The organism is Mesorhizobium sp. M0185 (genome assembly GCF_040322175.1).
Taxonomy (GTDB): Bacteria; Pseudomonadota; Alphaproteobacteria; order Rhizobiales; family Rhizobiaceae; genus Mesorhizobium.
Genome location: NZ_JAMYSY010000083.1, coordinates 1 through 16,663, shown reverse-complemented (window position 1 = coordinate 16,663; position 16,663 = coordinate 1). Strand labels below are relative to the sequence as shown.

The window sequence follows — 16,663 nt, the reverse complement described above, 5'->3', positions numbered from 1 at the left end:
TATCTGCAATCTCTTCTCTCCAACAGAATGCAGAAATTACTTCGCAGCCGCAGGGTATGGACTCACATGAAAGTCCGCCGCTCTAATGATCACGTCATCCCCGATTTCGATCTTCTCAGCCGCCACGAGGTGGCTCTTGCCGATATAGGATCTTTTTCCAACGGTGATCTTTGCATCGGCGCGATCGAAGGAAAAGACGCTGTTGATGATGCATTCTTCGCCAATCGCATGCTTGCCTCGCCGCAAACTGCGGACGCTCCGCAAACTTAGCTTCGTTGCGGGGCCGGAGTTGATGCCGGCTAGGCGGTAGAGGAATGGTGGAACGAATGGCATATCAGTTGCGGCCGAAGCGCGACTTTCGCACCCTCTCAGCGAAAAGCTGCGATCGCTCGAAGAAATGCTTCCAATGTTGGTGTTCAGATACCCCTTCGAAGAATGCCGGCGCCGCGTCTTCGAGGTCCGAATCAATAATTGCACGTGGGATCGGTGGCTCGTCGGCTAACTGAGCCGACAACCGAAATCGGCTGTTCGCAATAGACAGGTCAGCCTCCATCATCCATGCGTCTCTTTACGGCCTAGCTATTGCGACAAGCGGCGGCGGTTTGCAAGCTTGCGAGACGACCGCGTCCGCCAATATAGACGCCGTGAAAATCGCCGAAAGACGTCAGAAGAATCGGGAGCCGCGCGAGGTCACACCAACATGGCGCTGCAACTCGACCAGAAATCCTGGGGGGAGAGGTTTCGGCAAGAGTTTATCGCTGACGCCGACCCAGACCCACCGCGGCGGAGCCGCTACCGTCTGCTGTCCTGCGGCTTCTGGTGCGGGTCCTGGCTTTTCGACCACCAGACAAAATACAGCGAGCCCATCTTCATTACAGGCACGCGGCGGTCGCGTTCCCTGGCCCGCAACTCACGATAGGTCTTCATCTTCAGAGTGCCGCCAGGCAACCTGATACGCACTGCCATCGGTCCAACTCCCGTTGTGCAACGCAGCAATTTTCGTGCAATGCGGTAAGTAGAGACCTTCCGTTACGGAAGAGTCAACAGCAGGATCATCAACTTATTTTGCGAGCTGCGGAGGCTTCGCGGTGCCGGGCGGGCAGGCCCGGCCGAAGGAGCTTTATCCTGGCGACTGATCATCAATCAGGCGCTGGCGGTTCGACCACCAGGTGAAATAGATCCGGCCGATCTTGACGACGGGTATGCGGCGGGCGCGTTCGCGGTCGCGCAATTCGCGGTACACCTTCACCTTCAGTGTGCCGCCAGGCATCCTGATACGCACCGCCATCGATTCCGCCACCCCATTGTGCAATGCAGCATCAGAGACCTTCCGCTGCGGAAGAGTCAATGCCTGCCCGCTGACTATTTCTGGGACTAGTCGAGCGGTCTCGGAAGTTTTGGCGCGCACGGCGGTTCCTGATCACCGAGGCGTCATTGCCCAGCCGGCATCGTCTGGTGCGCGGGCTATTTCCTGGGCGAGGATTTTCTGGGCGAGGACGGGCGATCGGACACGCCGCTCGGCCACCAGATGACGAAGTAATTGCCGAGCTGCCAAACCGGCACCTCGCGGTTCTGCTCGCGGCGCCGCAGCTCGTTCCTTTTCTTGATCTTCAAGGTGCCGCCCGGAAGCCTGATTCTTATCGTCACGTGTCCTCCCGTACCCGCTACAGGTACGAACGATAGACGGGAACAGTTTCATCCCGGCTAAGCAATTTCATCCAGGTCGAGCAATTTCAGGCGCGGTAGACGCAGGAACCGGGACCTGAGCGAGATCGCCGGAACCGGCTTCATTTGAAGAAATCCGCAATGCCGTTGATGGCCAGCACCGCATAGACGATCGGTCCGACGATAAACGCACAATAGAGGCAGAGGATCGCCGCCAGCACCAGCAGCAGCGGCTTGTCGCGAGCGACGGCGCGGAGCTCGGACTTCACCGTCCAGCGCGCCGCAGCGGTTTGTTCATCATCAGACATGTGCACCATCCCGCGGCCATTTCACACGGCGGATCGAAAACATCAACCTTCCTTGCAACATCGGCACGGGCTGCCGCCCAATTCTGCTTTGCCGCCACGCATCTGCTTTTTCAACCTCAAAACCTTGCCCGCGAGGGCGGAAAGGACTGCCCATGGACATGACGTTCAGGGGCGCCGCCAGGCGCCTCGATGATATAGACTTGCCGAAACTCGGTGCCCGGATCGGCGTCGGCGAGGACGAGATGCACGCGTTCCTCGATGTTGAAACCAGCGGGCACGGCTTCGACGCCGTTGGCCGGCCGGTCATCCTATTTGAACCGCACGTCTTTTACCGCAACCTGTCGGGTGCCAAGCGGGCACAAGCGGTAGCCGCCGGCCTCGCTTATCCGAAGTGGGGCGAGAAGCCCTATCCCATGGATAGCTACCCACGGCTCAGGGCAGCTTGTGCGATCGACGAAACCGCGGCGCTCAAATCCGCGTCATGGGGGCTGGGTCAGGTCCTCGGCGAGAATTTCAAGGCCGCGGGCTTCCTTACCGTGCAGGCGATGGCCGAGGCAATGATGGCGGACGAGGCGCTGCAGCTCGGCGCGGCAATCGACTTCATCGTCGAGAACCGGCTCGACGGCAATCTGCGCAATCATGACTGGTCGGGATTCGCCAAGGGCTACAACGGCGCCGGCTATCGCAAAAACTCCTACGATACCAGGCTTGCCGAGGCCTATCGCAAATGGTCGCGCATCAAGGACACGCCCTGGCCGTCTGCCGGTCCGGCGTCATCCGCGGTCGTCCCTGCAGCCCCGCCAGAGCCCGCTAAGCCAATTGCCGTTCCACAAGCGACCGCTACGCCCTCTGTGCCTCCTGTGCCTGCCGCCAGGCCCGGCTTCTGGGCAGCGCCGATCGCCGCCATCCTCAAACTATCAGCCATCCTCAAACTGTTTGGAAGGAAATGACATGTGGACCCGGATCAAGAGCTTTTTCCGCGACAGCGAGACAATATTCTGGGCGCGGCTTCAGGCGGCCATCGGCGTCATCGCGGCCATCGTTACCTATGTCGACCCGCAGGTTCTTTCGCCGATCATCCCGGGGGAATGGTTCCCCTGGTTCCTCGTCATCAACGGCGTTTTGAGCGAGTTCCTTCGCCGTCGCCGCGCGGAGGATCTGTGATGGCAGCGCTTCTCAGCATTCTCAGCGCCATCCTCGGCAACAAGGTCGTCATGACGGTATTCGCCGCTGTGGCCGGCGGCATCGGCCTTTATGTTGCGGGCGGCATCAACCGGGCGAAGAAGGAGGCGGTCAAACAGGCCGAGGCAAAAGTCGCGGCCGCCGAAGACCGCCTGGAAATGAGGCGCGAGGCCGCCGCCGAAGAGCGCAAGGCCGCCGGCATGGCCGATGCGGCAGCAAGAGCGGAGGCTGCGAAATGGGCAAAGCGCTGATCCTCTGCGTGGTGCTCGCCGGCTGCACGACAACCGCACCGGCCGGCAATCCGCGCCAGGTCTGGTGCGACCACAACCAGCCGCGCCGGCCATCGGCGGCCGTGGTCGCCGCCATGACCCGGCCAGAGCTCGACGAGATGAACGCCTTCAACGGGCAGGGCGCCAGATGGTGCGGTTGGACGCCATGATGCACGAATTGCTCGATGTTCTGGGCATCAAGGCACCGGTGTTGGTCGCCGGCTTGTCCGGCGGCATTTTGCGGGCCTTGTCGCGCCATCGCTACAAAGTCCGCGAAATGGTGGCCTCGCCGATCTGCGGCGCGCTGGCGGCGGCCTATCTGACGCTGCCGGTCGTGCATTATTTCCGCGCCGCCGGCCTGCCCATCCCTTCTCCGGACGACGACACCACGACGCTGGCCGCGGCTTTTCTGATTGGCGTCTCGGCGATGTGGATTTCGGACATCGTCTTCGAGGTTATCGTGCGCCGGTTCGGGCCGGTGAAGGAGGAATAAGCCGCCCAAGCCCGACGAAATAGTGACGTTCGGTTGGAGCCCGCCGCGCCGCAAGGTGCGGCGGGCTTTTTGCATTTTCCCTCGCATTCTGTACGATCTGCCTCTGCGCGACGGCGGCTCGATCCGGCGCTGCCCGAGCAAGATGCGGGTTAGGCATGGGAGATGGTGTCATGCTTGCCAAGGTCCTGACACAAGCGGCGGTCCTGACAGCCGGGGCGCTTCTGTTTGCCGCGACGGCCCACGCCCGGCCGGACAGCCGCGCGATGACGTGCGAACAGGCACAGCTTCTGATCCAGAGGCATCGCTCGGTGGTGCTGACCACCGGCCAGAACACCTACGACCGTTACGTCCGCCAATTCGGCAATGAATGCGACTGGCCGCAGGTGCCGCGCGCCGCTTATATCAAGACGCGTGACGGTCAATGTCCGGTCTATCGCTGCCAGGATCCGGTCTTCGACCTCCCGGACTGAAAGCAAGGGTTTTTCATCCGGCCGCCGATGCAGAATGCGGAAGGCGGTGGCTCATTCCTCGTCGAAAGCACCACGTTCCCGTTCGAGATCGCGCGAAATGACGCGTTCATCGGTGTCGTCCGGCAAGGCCTCGTCGCTTTCCTGGTAAGCGTTATCGTCGTCCTCCTCCGGCAGTTCGCCGCTTTTCTCGACGTCATAGCGAATATCGCCGTTTTGCGGCACGCCGTTAGGGAGGATTCTCCCGCTCCGGATGGCATCCCAGTCCTGCTGCTGGATCGTCGGGCTCTCCGTCTCGTCGTCGGTTCGTTCTTTCCTGCGCGGTTCCATCGCCGGTTCTCCATAATGTCAGCGGCCCTGAATTGGCTCAGTGGTTGAACTCATAAGTCTGGCGGCCGGTTCCGTGCCGCTGCGGTCCGGGCGCATTGCCGCACGACGGAACCAATCGCGCCTGCCCGCCTTCACATTCAGAAGATACTGGCGCGAAAGGAGCTCGATATGAGACCGCTCATTTTCTTGCCGTATATGCTAGGTGCGCTGCTGCTGGCGGTGCCGGCGGCCGCGCAGCCGGGCGAACAGGCGCAATCCGACCGCTGCAAAGTCGAGCTGCCGGACCAGAACAGCGAGCAGCAGAAGCCGGCCGGCAACAATTTGTCCGATACGCTCGAGCCATGCGGTGGGGTCCTGAAGCCCCCGCCAACGGGCGATCAGGGCATGGCGGCGCCACCGCCGGACGAGGGCAGGACCCCGGTGATCAAGCCCGGCGAGGTGCCGCCACAGCCGCCAAAGCAGTAGCAGCGACGAGCGGCAACTTCGCGCCGCTTGCGCCGGCAGGTTTGTTGCACTCGCTTAGGAACATTAGCTTGTCCTAAATGTTATTTCAGACGCAGTAGATATCACCCCCCTCCGGTATCGCTGCTGATCGGGAAACCGATCGGCCCGCGTCTTGCGACGCGGGCCACCGCAGTTCATTCGCAGTCCATTCGCCGCACCGCACGGGCACTTCACCGCTGTTCGATTAGCCGCCACTTACGGAACAACAAGGTGGCGTGGGCGTTTGCCTAGAGGGTTCGCCGCTTCGGAATGCCGCGTCGCAATTGTAAGGGCGAGGCCCGTAACAACAGGAGTAGACGATGAAAATCCACCTTGTTCCTGCTGCGGCGGGATTGGCGTTGCTTGCCGGCGTCGGCGTGGCCACCGCGGACCAGGTGATTGTCACGCCCGAACAGCAGACGGTCATCCGCGAATACGTCCACAAGCACCCGCTTGCGTCGATCAGTCTTCTGGGGGTGGAGCTCAATATCGGTTCCACGTTGCCCGATACGGTCGAGCTGCAACCGATCGATGTTCCAGACGTGCGGTACAGATACGTCGTCGTCGGCAATCGCACCGTGCTCGTCGACCCAGGCACCCGCAAGATCGTGCAGGTCATCGAGTGATCGGCGTTGCCAAACCGCGAACCGGGTTTGGAAAGGTCACGGTCTAATAACCAAATCAGAGCTCCATCCCGAGCGATCGGGATGGAGCCCTTATCGTCTCGAAACAAGGAAAGGAGCCATTCCCATGCTGCCGCATGTCGAGCCGGTCAACGTGGCCGCCGCCGTCGACAAACTGCTTGCTGAACGAGGCGATGGCCTGCTGTCGATGAAGGCGGCGATAGCACTGTTGCGCGAACGCACCGGAACCGAGCGCTCGGACGCGGACCTTGAAGGGCTGATCATCAAGAAGGCGGCGCTCCTCGGCGTTGCTGTCCTGTGTGACAGAGAGGTTCAATAACGGTGTTGCCTGCCGCTCATGACGCGGGTCGAAATTTCAGCTAGAACAAGGTTGCTTACGCATGAACCGAGCCGACGGAGGTATCAGTGACGGACAGGCAGGAACGGATTCGCCAGCGGGCACACGCGATCTGGGAACAGGCAGGCAGGCCCGATGGGGCACATCAGCAGCATTGGGATCAGGCTACCGCCGAAATCGACGCGGAAACCGCCGCGCCGGGGACCGCCAGCCGACCGAAGCCGAAAGCACGCCAGCCTAAGCCGGCCGCCGCCAAGGAGGAAACCAAATCCAAGGCGCGACCACGCAAAGCGTGAACTCGAGCGGATTTGATTCCATCGCTGGATCTCGCGGTTCGGTTGGACGGACCAGTCCTAACCGGTCCCGCAGCCGTAAGCCCACCCACGATTGTAAACCCGATTGTCGCGGCTAACTACTTACCGCAATTGTTGTCGTTGACAGTCGGTGAAACCGTCCCGGCAGGCTTGTTGGACGCATCGGGTTGAGCTCCCTGCGGGGTTGCAGGGCAGTTTTCATCCGCATTGGAGTTCGTGGCACCCGTCGTACCCATCGTGCTGCTGGTCGTGCCAGGGTCAATACCGTTCGGCTTGGGCTGGACGACGATGCTCTTCTCGCTGCCAGGCGCATTGTTGTCCGAGCCGGCGTTCTGGGCCATCGCCGCCGTCGCCAGACCGGCCGCAAGTATGGAAGCTGTCACGATTTTCGTAAGCATGCAAATCTCCATCGTTCGGTTATCATCATGTGGTGACTACAGAGAAAGCAACCCGGGTGATGGAAGGTTCCGGCAAAAATGACGCAGCACGGTGAAGCAAACCCGCGCAGCGCGGACCTTCTCGGTCCATTGTTCTATTGCCGTAGGTAGGTTTGATGTTGTGGGTTGCAGATTAGGAATTCGCCTTCTTTTGGCCGCCGACCGTCGCAACGTCCGTCTGTTGCGGCGCCATCAGCTGAGTCTCGCATCGCTTCAATCGGTAGAGGCCGTCCCAAAGTAAAACTTTCGGAAAATTTCACTACAAATTTCACGCGGCTGTTATTTGAAAATATACCATGGGGCCAGCGAGTTGACCGGCAAAGAAACCGATTATCTTCTTGCAAATTAGTAGGTATGCAAGCGGCGGCGTCGCGGGCTGTTCAGCGCAACTACAGCAAGGAGAGTGTTATGATCACAATAATCAAAACAATCACCGATGCGGTGGCAGGCAGCGCAGTTATTTTCATGCTCTCGATGCCCGTGAATGCCGCGGACGGAATTGCCGTTGGTGTTGGAACATCCATCGGCGGCATCAAAGCCGGCCTCGGCGCGACGGTTGGCGGTCGCGGCGGCATCAACACCGGTGCCGGCGCGACGGTTGGCGGCAGCGGCGGCATCAAGGCAGGCCTCGGTGCCTCGGTGGGCGGCCGCGGCGGCGTTAACGCCGGTGCCGGCGCAACGGTTGGCGGTTCCAGCGGCATCGCCGCGGGCGTCGGCGCGTCGGTCGGGGGCAGAAGCGGCATCAACGCCGGTGCCGGCGCGACGATCGGCGGTCCCAGTGGCATCGCCGCGGACGCCGGCGCATCGGTCGGGGGCAGAAGCGGCATCAACGGCGGTGCCGGCGCGACGATCGGCGGTCCCAGTGGCATCGCGGCGGGCGCCGGGGTAGGTATCGGCAGCGGCGTTAATGCAGGTGCCGGGTCAGGGTCGGCAGTGGCATCAATGTCGGCGCAGGTGTCGGGATCGGTGGTGGAAGCAATCCGTCCAACCCGGGCAGCCCGTCCAATCCCAGCAATCCCAACAATCCCAGCTTGCCCCAGGTCGTTGCCGACATGTCGGGCGACAAGTTGGCCAGGATGAAGAAGCGCTGCGTTGACGTGCTCAGCAGCGCAGGCACTTACGACAGCGATCTGCGCCAATTGTGCCTGCTGATCGCCCGCCGCTAAGGCGAATACATCGGAAGAAATGTCGGACCGGGCCGAGAGGCCTTCGTCCACCAAACCTCCAGCAGTCCAAAGCCCGCCATTGCGGCGGGCTTTTTTGCCGAGCACGTGGCGGCAGCATGGCGGGGGCTCACACGAGCACGCGCCTCAGTGTGTTTGACGGCCAGGATCCGGCGAAGCGGACGCTCCGTCTTCCAAGGCGTCCCAGCCCACGGCGGGGCTGCTTTGCATCAGCTGAGGGCACGCAAACTCCGCCAGATCGGTTTCCGCGAAGCCGTCGAACTCGATAGCCGCCCCGTAGAGCTGGGCTGCTTGCATGACGAGCCATTCGATGTCTTCGCGCGCAACATTCTCGGCGAGGTTCTGCAGTCGCGCGGCTTCGGCGACAGCAGTCAGATTGATGGCAATCCCGGACCGCAATGTAGCCCGAACTCGGGAACTGACGTCTTCGTGCAGGCGAACTGAAAATCCGTAGCGCATGGAAAAACCTTCCCTTCAGGAGCGGTTTGTCCCTCGTGTTCCACGATGCGCCCAGGATTCGCGATTGGCAAGCGAAATTCCTTAAAACTCGTTTTATGTCAAATAGTTAGCGTATTTTGTTGATTGCCCATTTGATGCTTGTTCCGCTTCATCGGACTTCTGCATGACTCGCTGATCTGAAGGCCTTGACGCATTCTGCTCACGTACCTAACTATACAGAAAATTAGGAACATACTAACTCAGCTGCATTTAGGCTGGTATGACTGGAGGCCGAGATGTCCGAACTGGAACGCCCGGAACGATTGCAGATCATGCTGACCGCCGATGAACTGGCGGCGTTGGAGAACTGGCGCTTCGACAAGCGCATGCCGAGCCGGTCGGCCGCGGTACGGGAACTTTTGAGGCGAGGCCTCACAGCCGATGGTTTCCTGACGGCGGCGCATGGGATCAAGTCGCGCGACTTCGGCATCCTGCCGCATTCTGCAGATGGTGACGGGGCAGTCGAGGGGTCTTCCAGCAGCGAACAGTGACATCTCCAGCGACCCCGTTTGCCCGCTCCACCTCGTATGGCCTTCACGGCCTCTGGGTACCATCAAGCAGCTTGGTCTATCTGTGTGGCCCTCCGCGGTCGGTTGACAGAGCTGGCGTTGCAGATACATTGCACAGGACTATACAGGTGCAATGAACAGGTATGCCTATGGTCCGCCGCGTGGTCCCATCGTCTCCCGGTACGGGCAAGCCCGAACAGATCGCCACGGTTCTCGAACATGAAATCCGCTCCGGTGTTCTGGGCTTCGGCGACCGGTTGCAAAGCGAGAACGAGCTCGTCCAGCGTTTCTCCGTCAGCCGCAACACCGTTCGCAAGGGCCTCGAGGAACTGTCCAGCCGCGGGCTGATCACCACCAAGGTCGGCATCGGCTCTTTCGTCACCTTCGATGGCAAGCCCGTTGATGACTCAATCGGTTGGTCGCGGGCGCTCGCCAACGCCGGCGCAAATGCCGAGACGCGGACGCTGCGGCTCGAGGTGATCGAGGACCCCGATCTTGCCGCACTGCTTGGTATAGAAAACCCGTTTTTCATCGCTGTCGATCGGGTGCGCACCAATGCCAGCGACGGCCACGCTATCTCCATTGAGCGCAGCCGCCTGCCATTGTCACCCGAACTGGAGGACGTGCCGTTGCGCGGCCTGCGCGAAGGCTCACTCCACCAGACGCTGCGCGGCGCCGGCCTCATTCCCGACCATGGCGAGGAATGGGTCGGCATTGAAATGCTCAACGCCGACGATGCCGCAATCCTCGGCTGCCCGCAAGGCACGCCGTTCCTGCGTGGTCGCCGGTTAACCCGCGCCGCCGATGACCGGCCGATCGAATATGTGACCAGCCTGCTCAACCCGGCGCATTTTGCGCTGCATATGAGGTTCTGAGAGATGCCGGACGACACCGGGAGCATAACCGATCGGGCCATGGGAGCGCTTGTGGGCGGGGCACTGGGAGATGCGCTGGGAATGCCGACGCAGCTTTTGTCGCCGGCGCGGATTGCCGAACTCTACGGTCATGTCGAGGACTTCATTGCTCCTTTCCCCGACCATCCGGTGTCGAAGGGACTCCCGGCCGGGACGATCACCGACGACACAGAACAGGCGCTTCTGCTTGGCCGTATCCTGGTCGAATCCGGTAACCGGTTCGACCATGCGAGGTGGGTCAGCGCGCTGCTCGACTGGGAACGCGATGTCAAGGCGCGCGGCAGCTACGATCTGCTGGGACCATCAACCAAACGCGCCATCGACGCGATCAATAACGGTATGCCAGCCGAGGAAGCGGGACGCAGCGGCGACACAAATGGTGCAGCCATGCGCATCGCGCCGGTCGGCATCATGATGCCGCCAGAGCCGCTTGACGCATTGGTCGGCAAAGTGGCCGAAACTTGCAGGGCGACGCACAACACGTCAATCGCAATCGCTTCGGCCGCAGCGGTCGCTGCCGCCATCAGTCGCGGCATCGCTGGCGGTGACTGGCGCGCCGCTTCCGACAGAGCCATCGCCGGGGCGAGGCACGGGGCAACGCTCGGGTATTGGGTGACCGGCGGTGACATCGCCGCGCGCATTGGGTGGGCGCAGAAGCTCGTACGCGGCAAGGAGACGAGTGACGCGATCCGGCTGATCACCGATCTGGTCGGCACCGGCGTCGCCAGTCAGGAGTCCGTTCCGGCTGCATTCGCGGTGCTGGAAGTCGCCGGCGGCGATCCCTGGCAAGCGGCAGTCATCAGCGCCAATCTCGGTGGCGACACCGACACGATCGGCGCCATCGCGGCCGGCATGGCCGGTGCCTGCACCGGCTTTTCCCGATTGCCACAGAAACACATCGCCCGGATCAAAGGCCTAGACATTGGGCGGGTGCGCGCGCTCGCCGCCGACTTGGTCGCCCTGCGGGCGGCGAAGAGCAGGTCCGGCAAGGATGCGGCAGCATGAGCGGGCGTCTCGTCCATATCGGCAGCGCGGTGGTCGACTATGTCTACCGCATCGATGCCTTGCCGGCACCGGGCACGGAGAAGACCGCGTCAAGCTATGCACAAGTCGCTGGCGGCGGCTTCAACATGATGGTCGCGGCCAGCCGCACCGGCATGAAGGTGGTGTTCGGCGGCCAGCTCGGCAGCGGACCCAATGGCGACTTCCTGCGCGCGGCCTTAGCAACTGAGGGAATCGAGACACTCACGCCGCCATCGGCGGTTATGGACAGTGGCAATTGCGTCGCCATGATCTCGAGCGATGCCGAGCGCACCTTCGTCTCATGGCCTGGTGCGGAGAGTGTGCTCAGCCTTGACATGATGGCGCTCATCTCGGTCGCACCGGGCGACTGGGTGTTCACCTCCGGCTATACGCTTAGCTATCCGGGAAGCCGAGAGGCGCTTGTCGACTGGATCGAGGTGCTGCCGGCGGAAATTCCTTTAGTCGTCGATCCGACGCCGATCATCTCAGACATTCCGCGCACCATTCTCGACCGGGTGCTGGCGCGCACGAGCTGGCTGAGCTGCAACGCCGCCGAAGCGGCTGAGATCGCCGGCACCGGCGATGTAGAGGCTATTGCTGCCCGGCTGCTGGCCAGCCACTGCCCCAACGCGGCAGGCGTTGTCGTCCGCGCTGGCGCAAAAGGCTGCTTCGTGCGGCTGGCCGACGGCACCGCCCAAGATGTGCCCGGGTTCAAGGTCGCGGCGGTAGACACTAACGGCGCCGGCGACACTCATATCGGCGCCTTAGTCAGCGCGCTGTCGCACGGCGTGTCGCCGTTCGAAGCGGCGCGTTACGCCAATGCGGCGGCGGCGCTCTCGGTCACCCGCCATGGCGGGTCGTCGGCGCCGAACGACCAGGAGATCCAGCGATTCCTCAGCCATGACGATCGACCGACGACCGTGCATGGCCGGAAGCAAGAGGCCCATTTGTGACAGCCTAATGGGATAACAAGCCCGCCAACCGGGCAATAATGAGAGGAACGAACATGCGCATGCCCAAACTGACTGCTTTTCTGACGGCAACCGCTGTCTTCGCTTCGGCGCTTACGCTGGCCGCCAGGGCCGACGAGGTGCACGTACTCAACTGGAAGGGCTATGGCGCCGACGAGCCGTGGGCCATAGCCGCCTTCGAAAAGGCAACCGGCAACAAGGTCGTCAACGACTTCTTCAATTCCGAACAGGAAATGCTGACCAAGCTCAGGACCAATCCCGGCCTTTACGATGTCGTCATGATCAATGCCGCCTTCAACGATCAGGCGATGGCGGAAAAGCTCATTCAGCCGATCGACACGTCCAAGCTGCCGAACTATGCCGACATCAGCAAGGACAAGGCCGGATCATCGATGCTTGTCCATGACGGCAAGGTCTATGGGGTGCCGTGGGTTTGGGGGCTGACGGCGCTCGCCATCAACGACAAGTCATTCGACAAGCCGCCGACCAGCATCGCCGAAATGTGGGATCCCGCCCACAAGGGCCGCGTTACCATCCGTGACGATGCCGTCGAGGCCGTGCAGTTCGGCGCCATCGCTACCGGCCAGAACATCAACGACGTCAAGGACATGGAGGCGGTCAAGGCGAAGCTGACCTCGCTGATGCCGCAGATCAAGACGTTCTGGAGCTCGGAGAACGACTGGAACCAGATGGTTGCCTCCAACCAGATCGACATCGGCACCTATTGGAGCGGCTCGGCCGACCGCGCCAAGACGCATTTCAAGCTGCCGGTCTCGCTGGTCATTCCCCAGGAGGGTGCCGTCGCCTGGCTTGACGCCTTTTCCATTCCGGTTGGTTCCAAGAACGTCGCCGGGGCGCAAGCCTTCATCAACTACATGATCGACCCGAAGTTCTATGTCGAATGGGTCACCAAGGTCGGAGCCCCGGTATCCGCCAACACCAAGGCTGTAGAAGCACTTCCCGGGGATGCGTTCAACCGCAAGGTGATGGGTGACCCGGCAGTCGCCAAGCGCATTCAGTTCCAGGCGCCGATCACAGACGCCCAGCGCGAAACCTATCTGTCGCTCTGGCAGCAGCTCAAGGTCGACGTGAAGTAACAGCAGAAGCCGGGATCAGCCGACCAAACATGTCGGCTGATGCTTCCCCATCCTGGGAGGAGGATGTCATGGCAGCACAGGTTGCGGCCGCGTCGCGCAGCGGATTGAGATCGGCCTTGCCGCTGCTGGCGCCTGCCTATCTCTGGCTGACGGTTGCGATCTTCCTGCCGCTCTCAGCCATGGTCTTCTTCTCCTTCATGACCGACCTGCCGCTGTCGGGAAAGCCGTGGGCATTCACGCTTGAAAACTATGCCGCCTTCTTTTCACAAAGCCTTTATCTGACATTGCTTTTGGCCTCGCTGCGCCTCGGCCTCGAGGTGACGCTGTGGTGCATCGTCATCGGTTATCCCGCCGCTTATGTGCTGGCCAAGGTGCTGAAAGGCCGCAGCCGAGAGGCGATTTTCCTGCTCGTCATCCTGCCGTTCTGGTCGAACGGGCTGGTGCGCATCTTCTCCTGGGCGATGGTGCTGCGTGAAGGAGGCATTCTCGACACCGCGCTCAACGCCGTGCTGCCGTTCAAGATCAACATCGACCTGATGTATTCTTATCCGGCTGTCATCATCGGGCTGGTGCACTCCTACGTGCCTTACATGGTGCTGACCTGCTACTTGACCCTGCAGGCCATCGATGACTCGCTGATCGAGGCCGGGCGCTCGCTCGGCGCCTCGCGGCTGCAGGTGCTGAAGCGGGTCATCATTCCGCTGTCGATGCCGGGGCTAGTGGCGGGCGCAGCCCTCATCTTCGTCCCGGTCGTTGGCTCGTTCATGGAGCCGCGCATCCTTGGCGGCCGTATCGGCACCTTTTATGGCACTGTCATCGAGGACCAGTTCGTCGCCGTGTTCAACTGGCCGCTGGGTGCTGCGCTCTCCTTCATCCTGCTGGCCGTCGTGCTGGTCATCCTGGCGGTTGCCTCGCCGGTGCTGAGGAGGGCTACGTGATGGCGACGACACGGGTCCTCGAATGGCTCGGCCGCCTCTACATCTGGCTATTGCTTGCCTTCCTCTATGTGCCCATCATCATCATGGCTCTAATGTCTTTCAACGTTTCGCCCTTCTACCAGCTGCCGTTCGAATGGACGACGGAATGGTATGCTTCGCTGTGGCAGAACGACCAGCTCATCTCAGCAACCTGGAACAGCCTCGAGATCGCTGTCATCACCACCATCATTTGCGTGGTGCTTGGCTCGGCGGCGTCACTGGCGCTCTACCGTTATGAGTTTCGCGGCAAGAAATTCCTGCAGGCGCTGCTGTTTCCGCCAATCGCCATTCCGTGGCTGATTACCGGCACGGCGATGCTGATCTTCTTCTTCGGCGTCGGCATCGGGCGCGGCCTGTTCGCCATCCTGCTCGGCCACGTCGCGCTTGCACTGCCCTATGTCATCGTCGTGGTGTCGGCGCGACTGCAGACCTTCGCGCCCGAGTTGGAAGAGGCGGCGCGCTCGCTCGGCGCCAATCAATGGCAGGTGACGAACCGCGTCACGCTGCCCTGGATCATGCCGGGCGTCATCGCCGGAGGGCTGTTCGCCTTCGCCGTGTCCTTCGACCAGTTCGTCGTATCCTACTTCCTGTCGACGCCCGGTCAGACGACGCTGCCGGTCGAAATCTACGCCGCGATCCGCAAGGGATTCACACCAGAGATCAATGCAGTCTCGACAATCATCATTGTCGTGTCGATGGCACTGATGCTGCTGACGGCGCGCTCCTTCAAATTCGGCGGAGAGAAGTAATGGCTGGCGTCCAAGTAGCGAACGTGTCGCGCGCTTTCGGTGCCCACAAGGCGCTGGACGATGTGTCTATCGATTTCGCCGATGGCGGCTTCTATGCCCTGCTCGGGCCGTCAGGCAGCGGCAAGACCACGCTGCTGCGACAAATCGCGGGCTTCGACTTCCCCGATTCCGGCCGCATCACCATAGGTGGTGAGAGCGTCGAACGGGTGCCAGTCGAAAAACGGCGCATCGGCATGGTGTTCCAGAACTACGCCCTGTTTCCCAACATGAGCGTTGCTGGCAATGTCGCCTTTGGCCTGTCGGTGCGCGGCGAGCCCAAGGCGGTAATTGCCAGCGAGGTACAGCGCGCACTCGACCTCGTGCAACTCGGCAGGCTCGGCGGCCGCCGGCCGCATCAGCTGTCCGGCGGCCAGCGCCAACGGGTTGCGCTCGCTCGCGCGATCGTCATCCGGCCGCGCGTGCTATTGCTTGACGAGCCACTCGGCGCGCTGGACAAGGCGCTGCGCGTCGACATGCAGATCGAGCTCAAGCGCATCCAGCGCGAGATCGGCATCACCACCATCTTCGTCACCCACGACCAGGAAGAAGCGCTGACGATGAGCGACCGCATCGGCATTCTGCGCGATGGCAAGCTGGTGCAGGAAGGCTCGCCCGAGGAGATCTACGATCGGCCGAAGAGCGAGTTTGCCGCCACTTTCCTGGGCGACGCCAACATCCTTCGCGGCGACAGCACGGGCAACGGCATCCGACTGCCTGACGGAACGGGGATTGCCGCAGGCGCGGGGGCTACGCTTGTCGCCGGCATGAAGGCGAGCTGCGCCGTGCGGCCCGAACGAATCCGCATCGCCACCAATGCCGGCGTTCCGGACCGAGCCCATGCCAACATGCTCACGGGTCGGGTCTCCAAGCGTATCTTCGCCGGCAACAACAGCACGTATTTTGTCGATCGCGATGGCCAGACAATCAAGGTCATCGTGCAGAACACCGGCATCGAAAAGCTGGCGGAAGGACAAGAGGTGGTGCTGCGCTGGTCGCTGGAGAGTACGGTGCTGATCGCCGCGAGCTAGCAGATTCAATCCTTCAGTCTTGCCAGACGCCCCGCAGTCGGGGAAAGCATGGTTGGGCAAACTCCGAAGCGGAATACTCGATGCCCCTTGAATTGAATGCCGGCGACCAGTCGATGCTGCATGGCGAGCAAGGCTCGGCAGCCGCTGCCGCCATGAAGATCCTGATTGCCTTTTCGAAGGCGGTCGGGGCGCGCAAGTTGCTGGACATTGCCGGTGCCCATATCGACGGCTGCCTCTATCACGGCCAGGCCAGCCTCGATTTCGTCGAAAGGCTGATCGAGGGCGGCGGCCGCGTTCGGGTGCCGACGACGCTGAATGTCGGCTCGTTCGATCTGATCCATCCCGGGCTGGTGAAGATGACGGCCGCGGAAGAAGTGCCGGCGCGCCGTCTGATGAAGGCGCATCTGGAACTCGGCTGCCAGGCGACCTTCACCTGCGCGCCCTATCAGACGCGGTTCCGGCCAGGGTTTGGCGAGCAGATCGCCTGGGGTGAATCCAACGCCATCGTCTTTGCCAATTCGGTGATCGGCGCGCGGACCAACCGCTATGGCGATTTCGTCGATTTGTGCTGCGCAATGACCGGGCGCGCGCCGGCATGGGGGCTGCACCTGAGTGAAAATCGACGAGGCCAGGTCCTGTTCGAGCTGACCGACGCTGCCTTAGCAGGCTGTTGAAAAAGGCCCTCGCCACCGGACCGCAGCAATGATTCACTGGCTCCGAAGGGATTCGGAGGTGACGAGTGCGC

The 16,663-nt window shown here is 61.9% G+C and carries 28 protein-coding genes and 1 pseudogene; 20 read left to right on the top strand and 9 right to left on the bottom strand.

Translation table 11 applies throughout. From position 1 onward, the window contains the following. Positions 1–270, top strand: a 270-nt coding sequence (locus NKJ20_RS32620; RefSeq protein ID WP_352749684.1) for a hypothetical protein, incomplete at its 5' end; no start/stop codon positions are given. A gap of 64 nt (positions 271–334) precedes the next feature. Here the strand turns inward: NKJ20_RS32620 and NKJ20_RS32615 are convergent. The 5 genes from NKJ20_RS32615 to NKJ20_RS32595 form a co-directional block, all read right to left on the bottom strand. Continuing rightward, entirely contained in the window at positions 335–556 is a 222-nt protein-coding gene (locus tag NKJ20_RS32615; protein WP_352749682.1) for a hypothetical protein, read from the bottom strand. Between the two features lie 236 nt (positions 557–792). Continuing rightward, entirely contained in the window at positions 793–966 is a 174-nt protein-coding gene (locus NKJ20_RS32610) for a hypothetical protein (RefSeq protein WP_352452704.1), read from the bottom strand. A gap of 154 nt (positions 967–1,120) precedes the next feature. Further along, positions 1,121–1,288 carry a hypothetical protein gene (locus tag NKJ20_RS32605; protein ID WP_023675755.1) on the bottom strand — a complete coding sequence of 56 codons (168 nt, stop codon included), beginning with the start codon at positions 1,286–1,288 and terminating at the stop codon, positions 1,121–1,123. Positions 1,289–1,464: 176 nt separating this feature from the next. Further along, complete coding sequence (locus NKJ20_RS32600; protein ID WP_352749681.1) at positions 1,465–1,647, bottom strand: hypothetical protein; 183 nt, start codon at positions 1,645–1,647, stop codon at positions 1,465–1,467. Positions 1,648–1,787: 140 nt separating this feature from the next. Next, positions 1,788–1,973 carry a hypothetical protein gene (locus NKJ20_RS32595; RefSeq protein WP_352749678.1) on the bottom strand — a complete coding sequence of 62 codons (186 nt, stop codon included), beginning with the start codon at positions 1,971–1,973 and terminating at the stop codon, positions 1,788–1,790. A 152-nt stretch (positions 1,974–2,125) separates the two neighbouring features. Here NKJ20_RS32595 and NKJ20_RS32590 point away from each other — a divergent pair, with 152 nt between their 5' ends. From NKJ20_RS32590 to NKJ20_RS32565, 6 genes are all read left to right on the top strand, one after another. Next, complete coding sequence (locus NKJ20_RS32590) at positions 2,126–2,923, top strand: N-acetylmuramidase family protein (RefSeq protein ID WP_352452707.1); 798 nt, start codon at positions 2,126–2,128, stop codon at positions 2,921–2,923. A 1-nt stretch (position 2,924) separates the two neighbouring features. Next, the gene (locus tag NKJ20_RS32585) at positions 2,925–3,137 is read left to right on the top strand and encodes a hypothetical protein (RefSeq protein WP_352749675.1); all 213 of its coding nucleotides are present in this window, start codon (positions 2,925–2,927) and stop codon (positions 3,135–3,137) included. Continuing rightward, positions 3,137–3,406 (top strand): hypothetical protein, encoded by a 270-nt coding sequence (locus tag NKJ20_RS32580; protein WP_352452709.1) that lies wholly within the window; start codon positions 3,137–3,139, stop codon positions 3,404–3,406. The genes NKJ20_RS32585 and NKJ20_RS32580 overlap by 1 nt, the downstream gene beginning before the upstream one ends. Further along, positions 3,391–3,594 (top strand): hypothetical protein, encoded by a 204-nt coding sequence (locus NKJ20_RS32575; protein WP_352452710.1) that lies wholly within the window; start codon positions 3,391–3,393, stop codon positions 3,592–3,594. The genes NKJ20_RS32580 and NKJ20_RS32575 overlap by 16 nt, the downstream gene beginning before the upstream one ends. Continuing rightward, the gene (locus tag NKJ20_RS32570) at positions 3,594–3,917 is read left to right on the top strand and encodes a hypothetical protein (RefSeq protein WP_036245970.1); all 324 of its coding nucleotides are present in this window, start codon (positions 3,594–3,596) and stop codon (positions 3,915–3,917) included. Before NKJ20_RS32575 ends, NKJ20_RS32570 begins: the two co-directional genes overlap by 1 nt. A gap of 170 nt (positions 3,918–4,087) precedes the next feature. Continuing rightward, entirely contained in the window at positions 4,088–4,387 is a 300-nt protein-coding gene (locus tag NKJ20_RS32565; protein ID WP_352749671.1) for a hypothetical protein, read from the top strand. Positions 4,388–4,438: 51 nt separating this feature from the next. On the opposite strand, the gene NKJ20_RS32560 is transcribed toward NKJ20_RS32565, so the two are convergent. Further along, complete coding sequence (locus tag NKJ20_RS32560; protein WP_352452712.1) at positions 4,439–4,714, bottom strand: hypothetical protein; 276 nt, start codon at positions 4,712–4,714, stop codon at positions 4,439–4,441. A gap of 168 nt (positions 4,715–4,882) precedes the next feature. Between NKJ20_RS32560 and NKJ20_RS32555 the strand changes: the two genes are divergently transcribed. From NKJ20_RS32555 to NKJ20_RS32540, 4 genes are all read left to right on the top strand, one after another. Beyond that, positions 4,883–5,179, top strand: a complete 297-nt coding sequence (locus NKJ20_RS32555; RefSeq protein WP_352571258.1) for a hypothetical protein — start codon at positions 4,883–4,885, stop codon at positions 5,177–5,179. A gap of 338 nt (positions 5,180–5,517) precedes the next feature. Next, positions 5,518–5,823 carry a DUF1236 domain-containing protein gene (locus NKJ20_RS32550; RefSeq protein ID WP_023675766.1) on the top strand — a complete coding sequence of 102 codons (306 nt, stop codon included), beginning with the start codon at positions 5,518–5,520 and terminating at the stop codon, positions 5,821–5,823. Positions 5,824–5,947: 124 nt separating this feature from the next. After that, positions 5,948–6,160, top strand: a complete 213-nt coding sequence (locus NKJ20_RS32545) for a hypothetical protein (protein ID WP_352452715.1) — start codon at positions 5,948–5,950, stop codon at positions 6,158–6,160. Positions 6,161–6,246: 86 nt separating this feature from the next. Further along, positions 6,247–6,474 carry a DUF2934 domain-containing protein gene (locus NKJ20_RS32540; RefSeq protein WP_352452716.1) on the top strand — a complete coding sequence of 76 codons (228 nt, stop codon included), beginning with the start codon at positions 6,247–6,249 and terminating at the stop codon, positions 6,472–6,474. Positions 6,475–6,590: 116 nt separating this feature from the next. Here NKJ20_RS32540 and NKJ20_RS32535 read toward each other — a convergent pair whose 3' ends face one another. The 3 genes from NKJ20_RS32535 to NKJ20_RS32525 all read right to left on the bottom strand — a co-directional run bounded on the left by NKJ20_RS32535 (position 6,591) and on the right by NKJ20_RS32525 (position 8,572). Continuing rightward, on the bottom strand, positions 6,591–6,890 hold the full coding sequence (locus NKJ20_RS32535; RefSeq protein ID WP_352452717.1) for a hypothetical protein: 300 nt from the start codon (positions 6,888–6,890) through the stop codon (positions 6,591–6,593). Between the two features lie 428 nt (positions 6,891–7,318). Next, a complete protein-coding gene (locus tag NKJ20_RS32530) occupies positions 7,319–8,146 on the bottom strand; it encodes a hypothetical protein (protein WP_352749667.1) in 828 nt (275 codons plus the stop codon). 93 nt (positions 8,147–8,239) lie between these two features. Beyond that, positions 8,240–8,572 (bottom strand): hypothetical protein, encoded by a 333-nt coding sequence (locus tag NKJ20_RS32525; RefSeq protein ID WP_352452718.1) that lies wholly within the window; start codon positions 8,570–8,572, stop codon positions 8,240–8,242. Positions 8,573–8,847: 275 nt separating this feature from the next. On the opposite strand from NKJ20_RS32525, the gene NKJ20_RS32520 reads away from it, so the two are divergent. From NKJ20_RS32520 to NKJ20_RS32480, 9 genes and pseudogenes are all read left to right on the top strand, one after another. After that, on the top strand, positions 8,848–9,102 hold the full coding sequence (locus tag NKJ20_RS32520; protein ID WP_352749664.1) for a hypothetical protein: 255 nt from the start codon (positions 8,848–8,850) through the stop codon (positions 9,100–9,102). A gap of 167 nt (positions 9,103–9,269) precedes the next feature. Beyond that, positions 9,270–9,995, top strand: coding sequence for a GntR family transcriptional regulator (locus NKJ20_RS32515; protein ID WP_352452745.1), 726 nt, complete (start codon positions 9,270–9,272; stop codon positions 9,993–9,995). Between the two features lie 3 nt (positions 9,996–9,998). Then, complete coding sequence (locus NKJ20_RS32510; RefSeq protein WP_352749661.1) at positions 9,999–11,039, top strand: ADP-ribosylglycohydrolase family protein; 1,041 nt, start codon at positions 9,999–10,001, stop codon at positions 11,037–11,039. Further along, the gene (locus tag NKJ20_RS32505) at positions 11,036–12,010 is read left to right on the top strand and encodes a PfkB family carbohydrate kinase (protein ID WP_352749658.1); all 975 of its coding nucleotides are present in this window, start codon (positions 11,036–11,038) and stop codon (positions 12,008–12,010) included. The genes NKJ20_RS32510 and NKJ20_RS32505 overlap by 4 nt, the downstream gene beginning before the upstream one ends. A gap of 53 nt (positions 12,011–12,063) precedes the next feature. Then, positions 12,064–13,125, top strand: coding sequence for an ABC transporter substrate-binding protein (locus tag NKJ20_RS32500; RefSeq protein ID WP_352749655.1), 1,062 nt, complete (start codon positions 12,064–12,066; stop codon positions 13,123–13,125). Positions 13,126–13,193: 68 nt separating this feature from the next. Further along, positions 13,194–14,063 (top strand): ABC transporter permease, encoded by an 870-nt coding sequence (locus NKJ20_RS32495; protein WP_352452723.1) that lies wholly within the window; start codon positions 13,194–13,196, stop codon positions 14,061–14,063. Next, positions 14,063–14,851, top strand: a complete 789-nt coding sequence (locus NKJ20_RS32490) for an ABC transporter permease (protein ID WP_352749652.1) — start codon at positions 14,063–14,065, stop codon at positions 14,849–14,851. Before NKJ20_RS32495 ends, NKJ20_RS32490 begins: the two co-directional genes overlap by 1 nt. Then, on the top strand, positions 14,851–15,918 hold the full coding sequence (locus tag NKJ20_RS32485) for an ABC transporter ATP-binding protein (protein ID WP_352452725.1): 1,068 nt from the start codon (positions 14,851–14,853) through the stop codon (positions 15,916–15,918). Before NKJ20_RS32490 ends, NKJ20_RS32485 begins: the two co-directional genes overlap by 1 nt. Positions 15,919–15,998: 80 nt before the next feature. After that, a pseudogene (locus NKJ20_RS32480) lies at positions 15,999–16,565 on the top strand (aconitase X); the annotation flags it as partial. Positions 16,566–16,663: the final 98 nt, after the last annotated feature.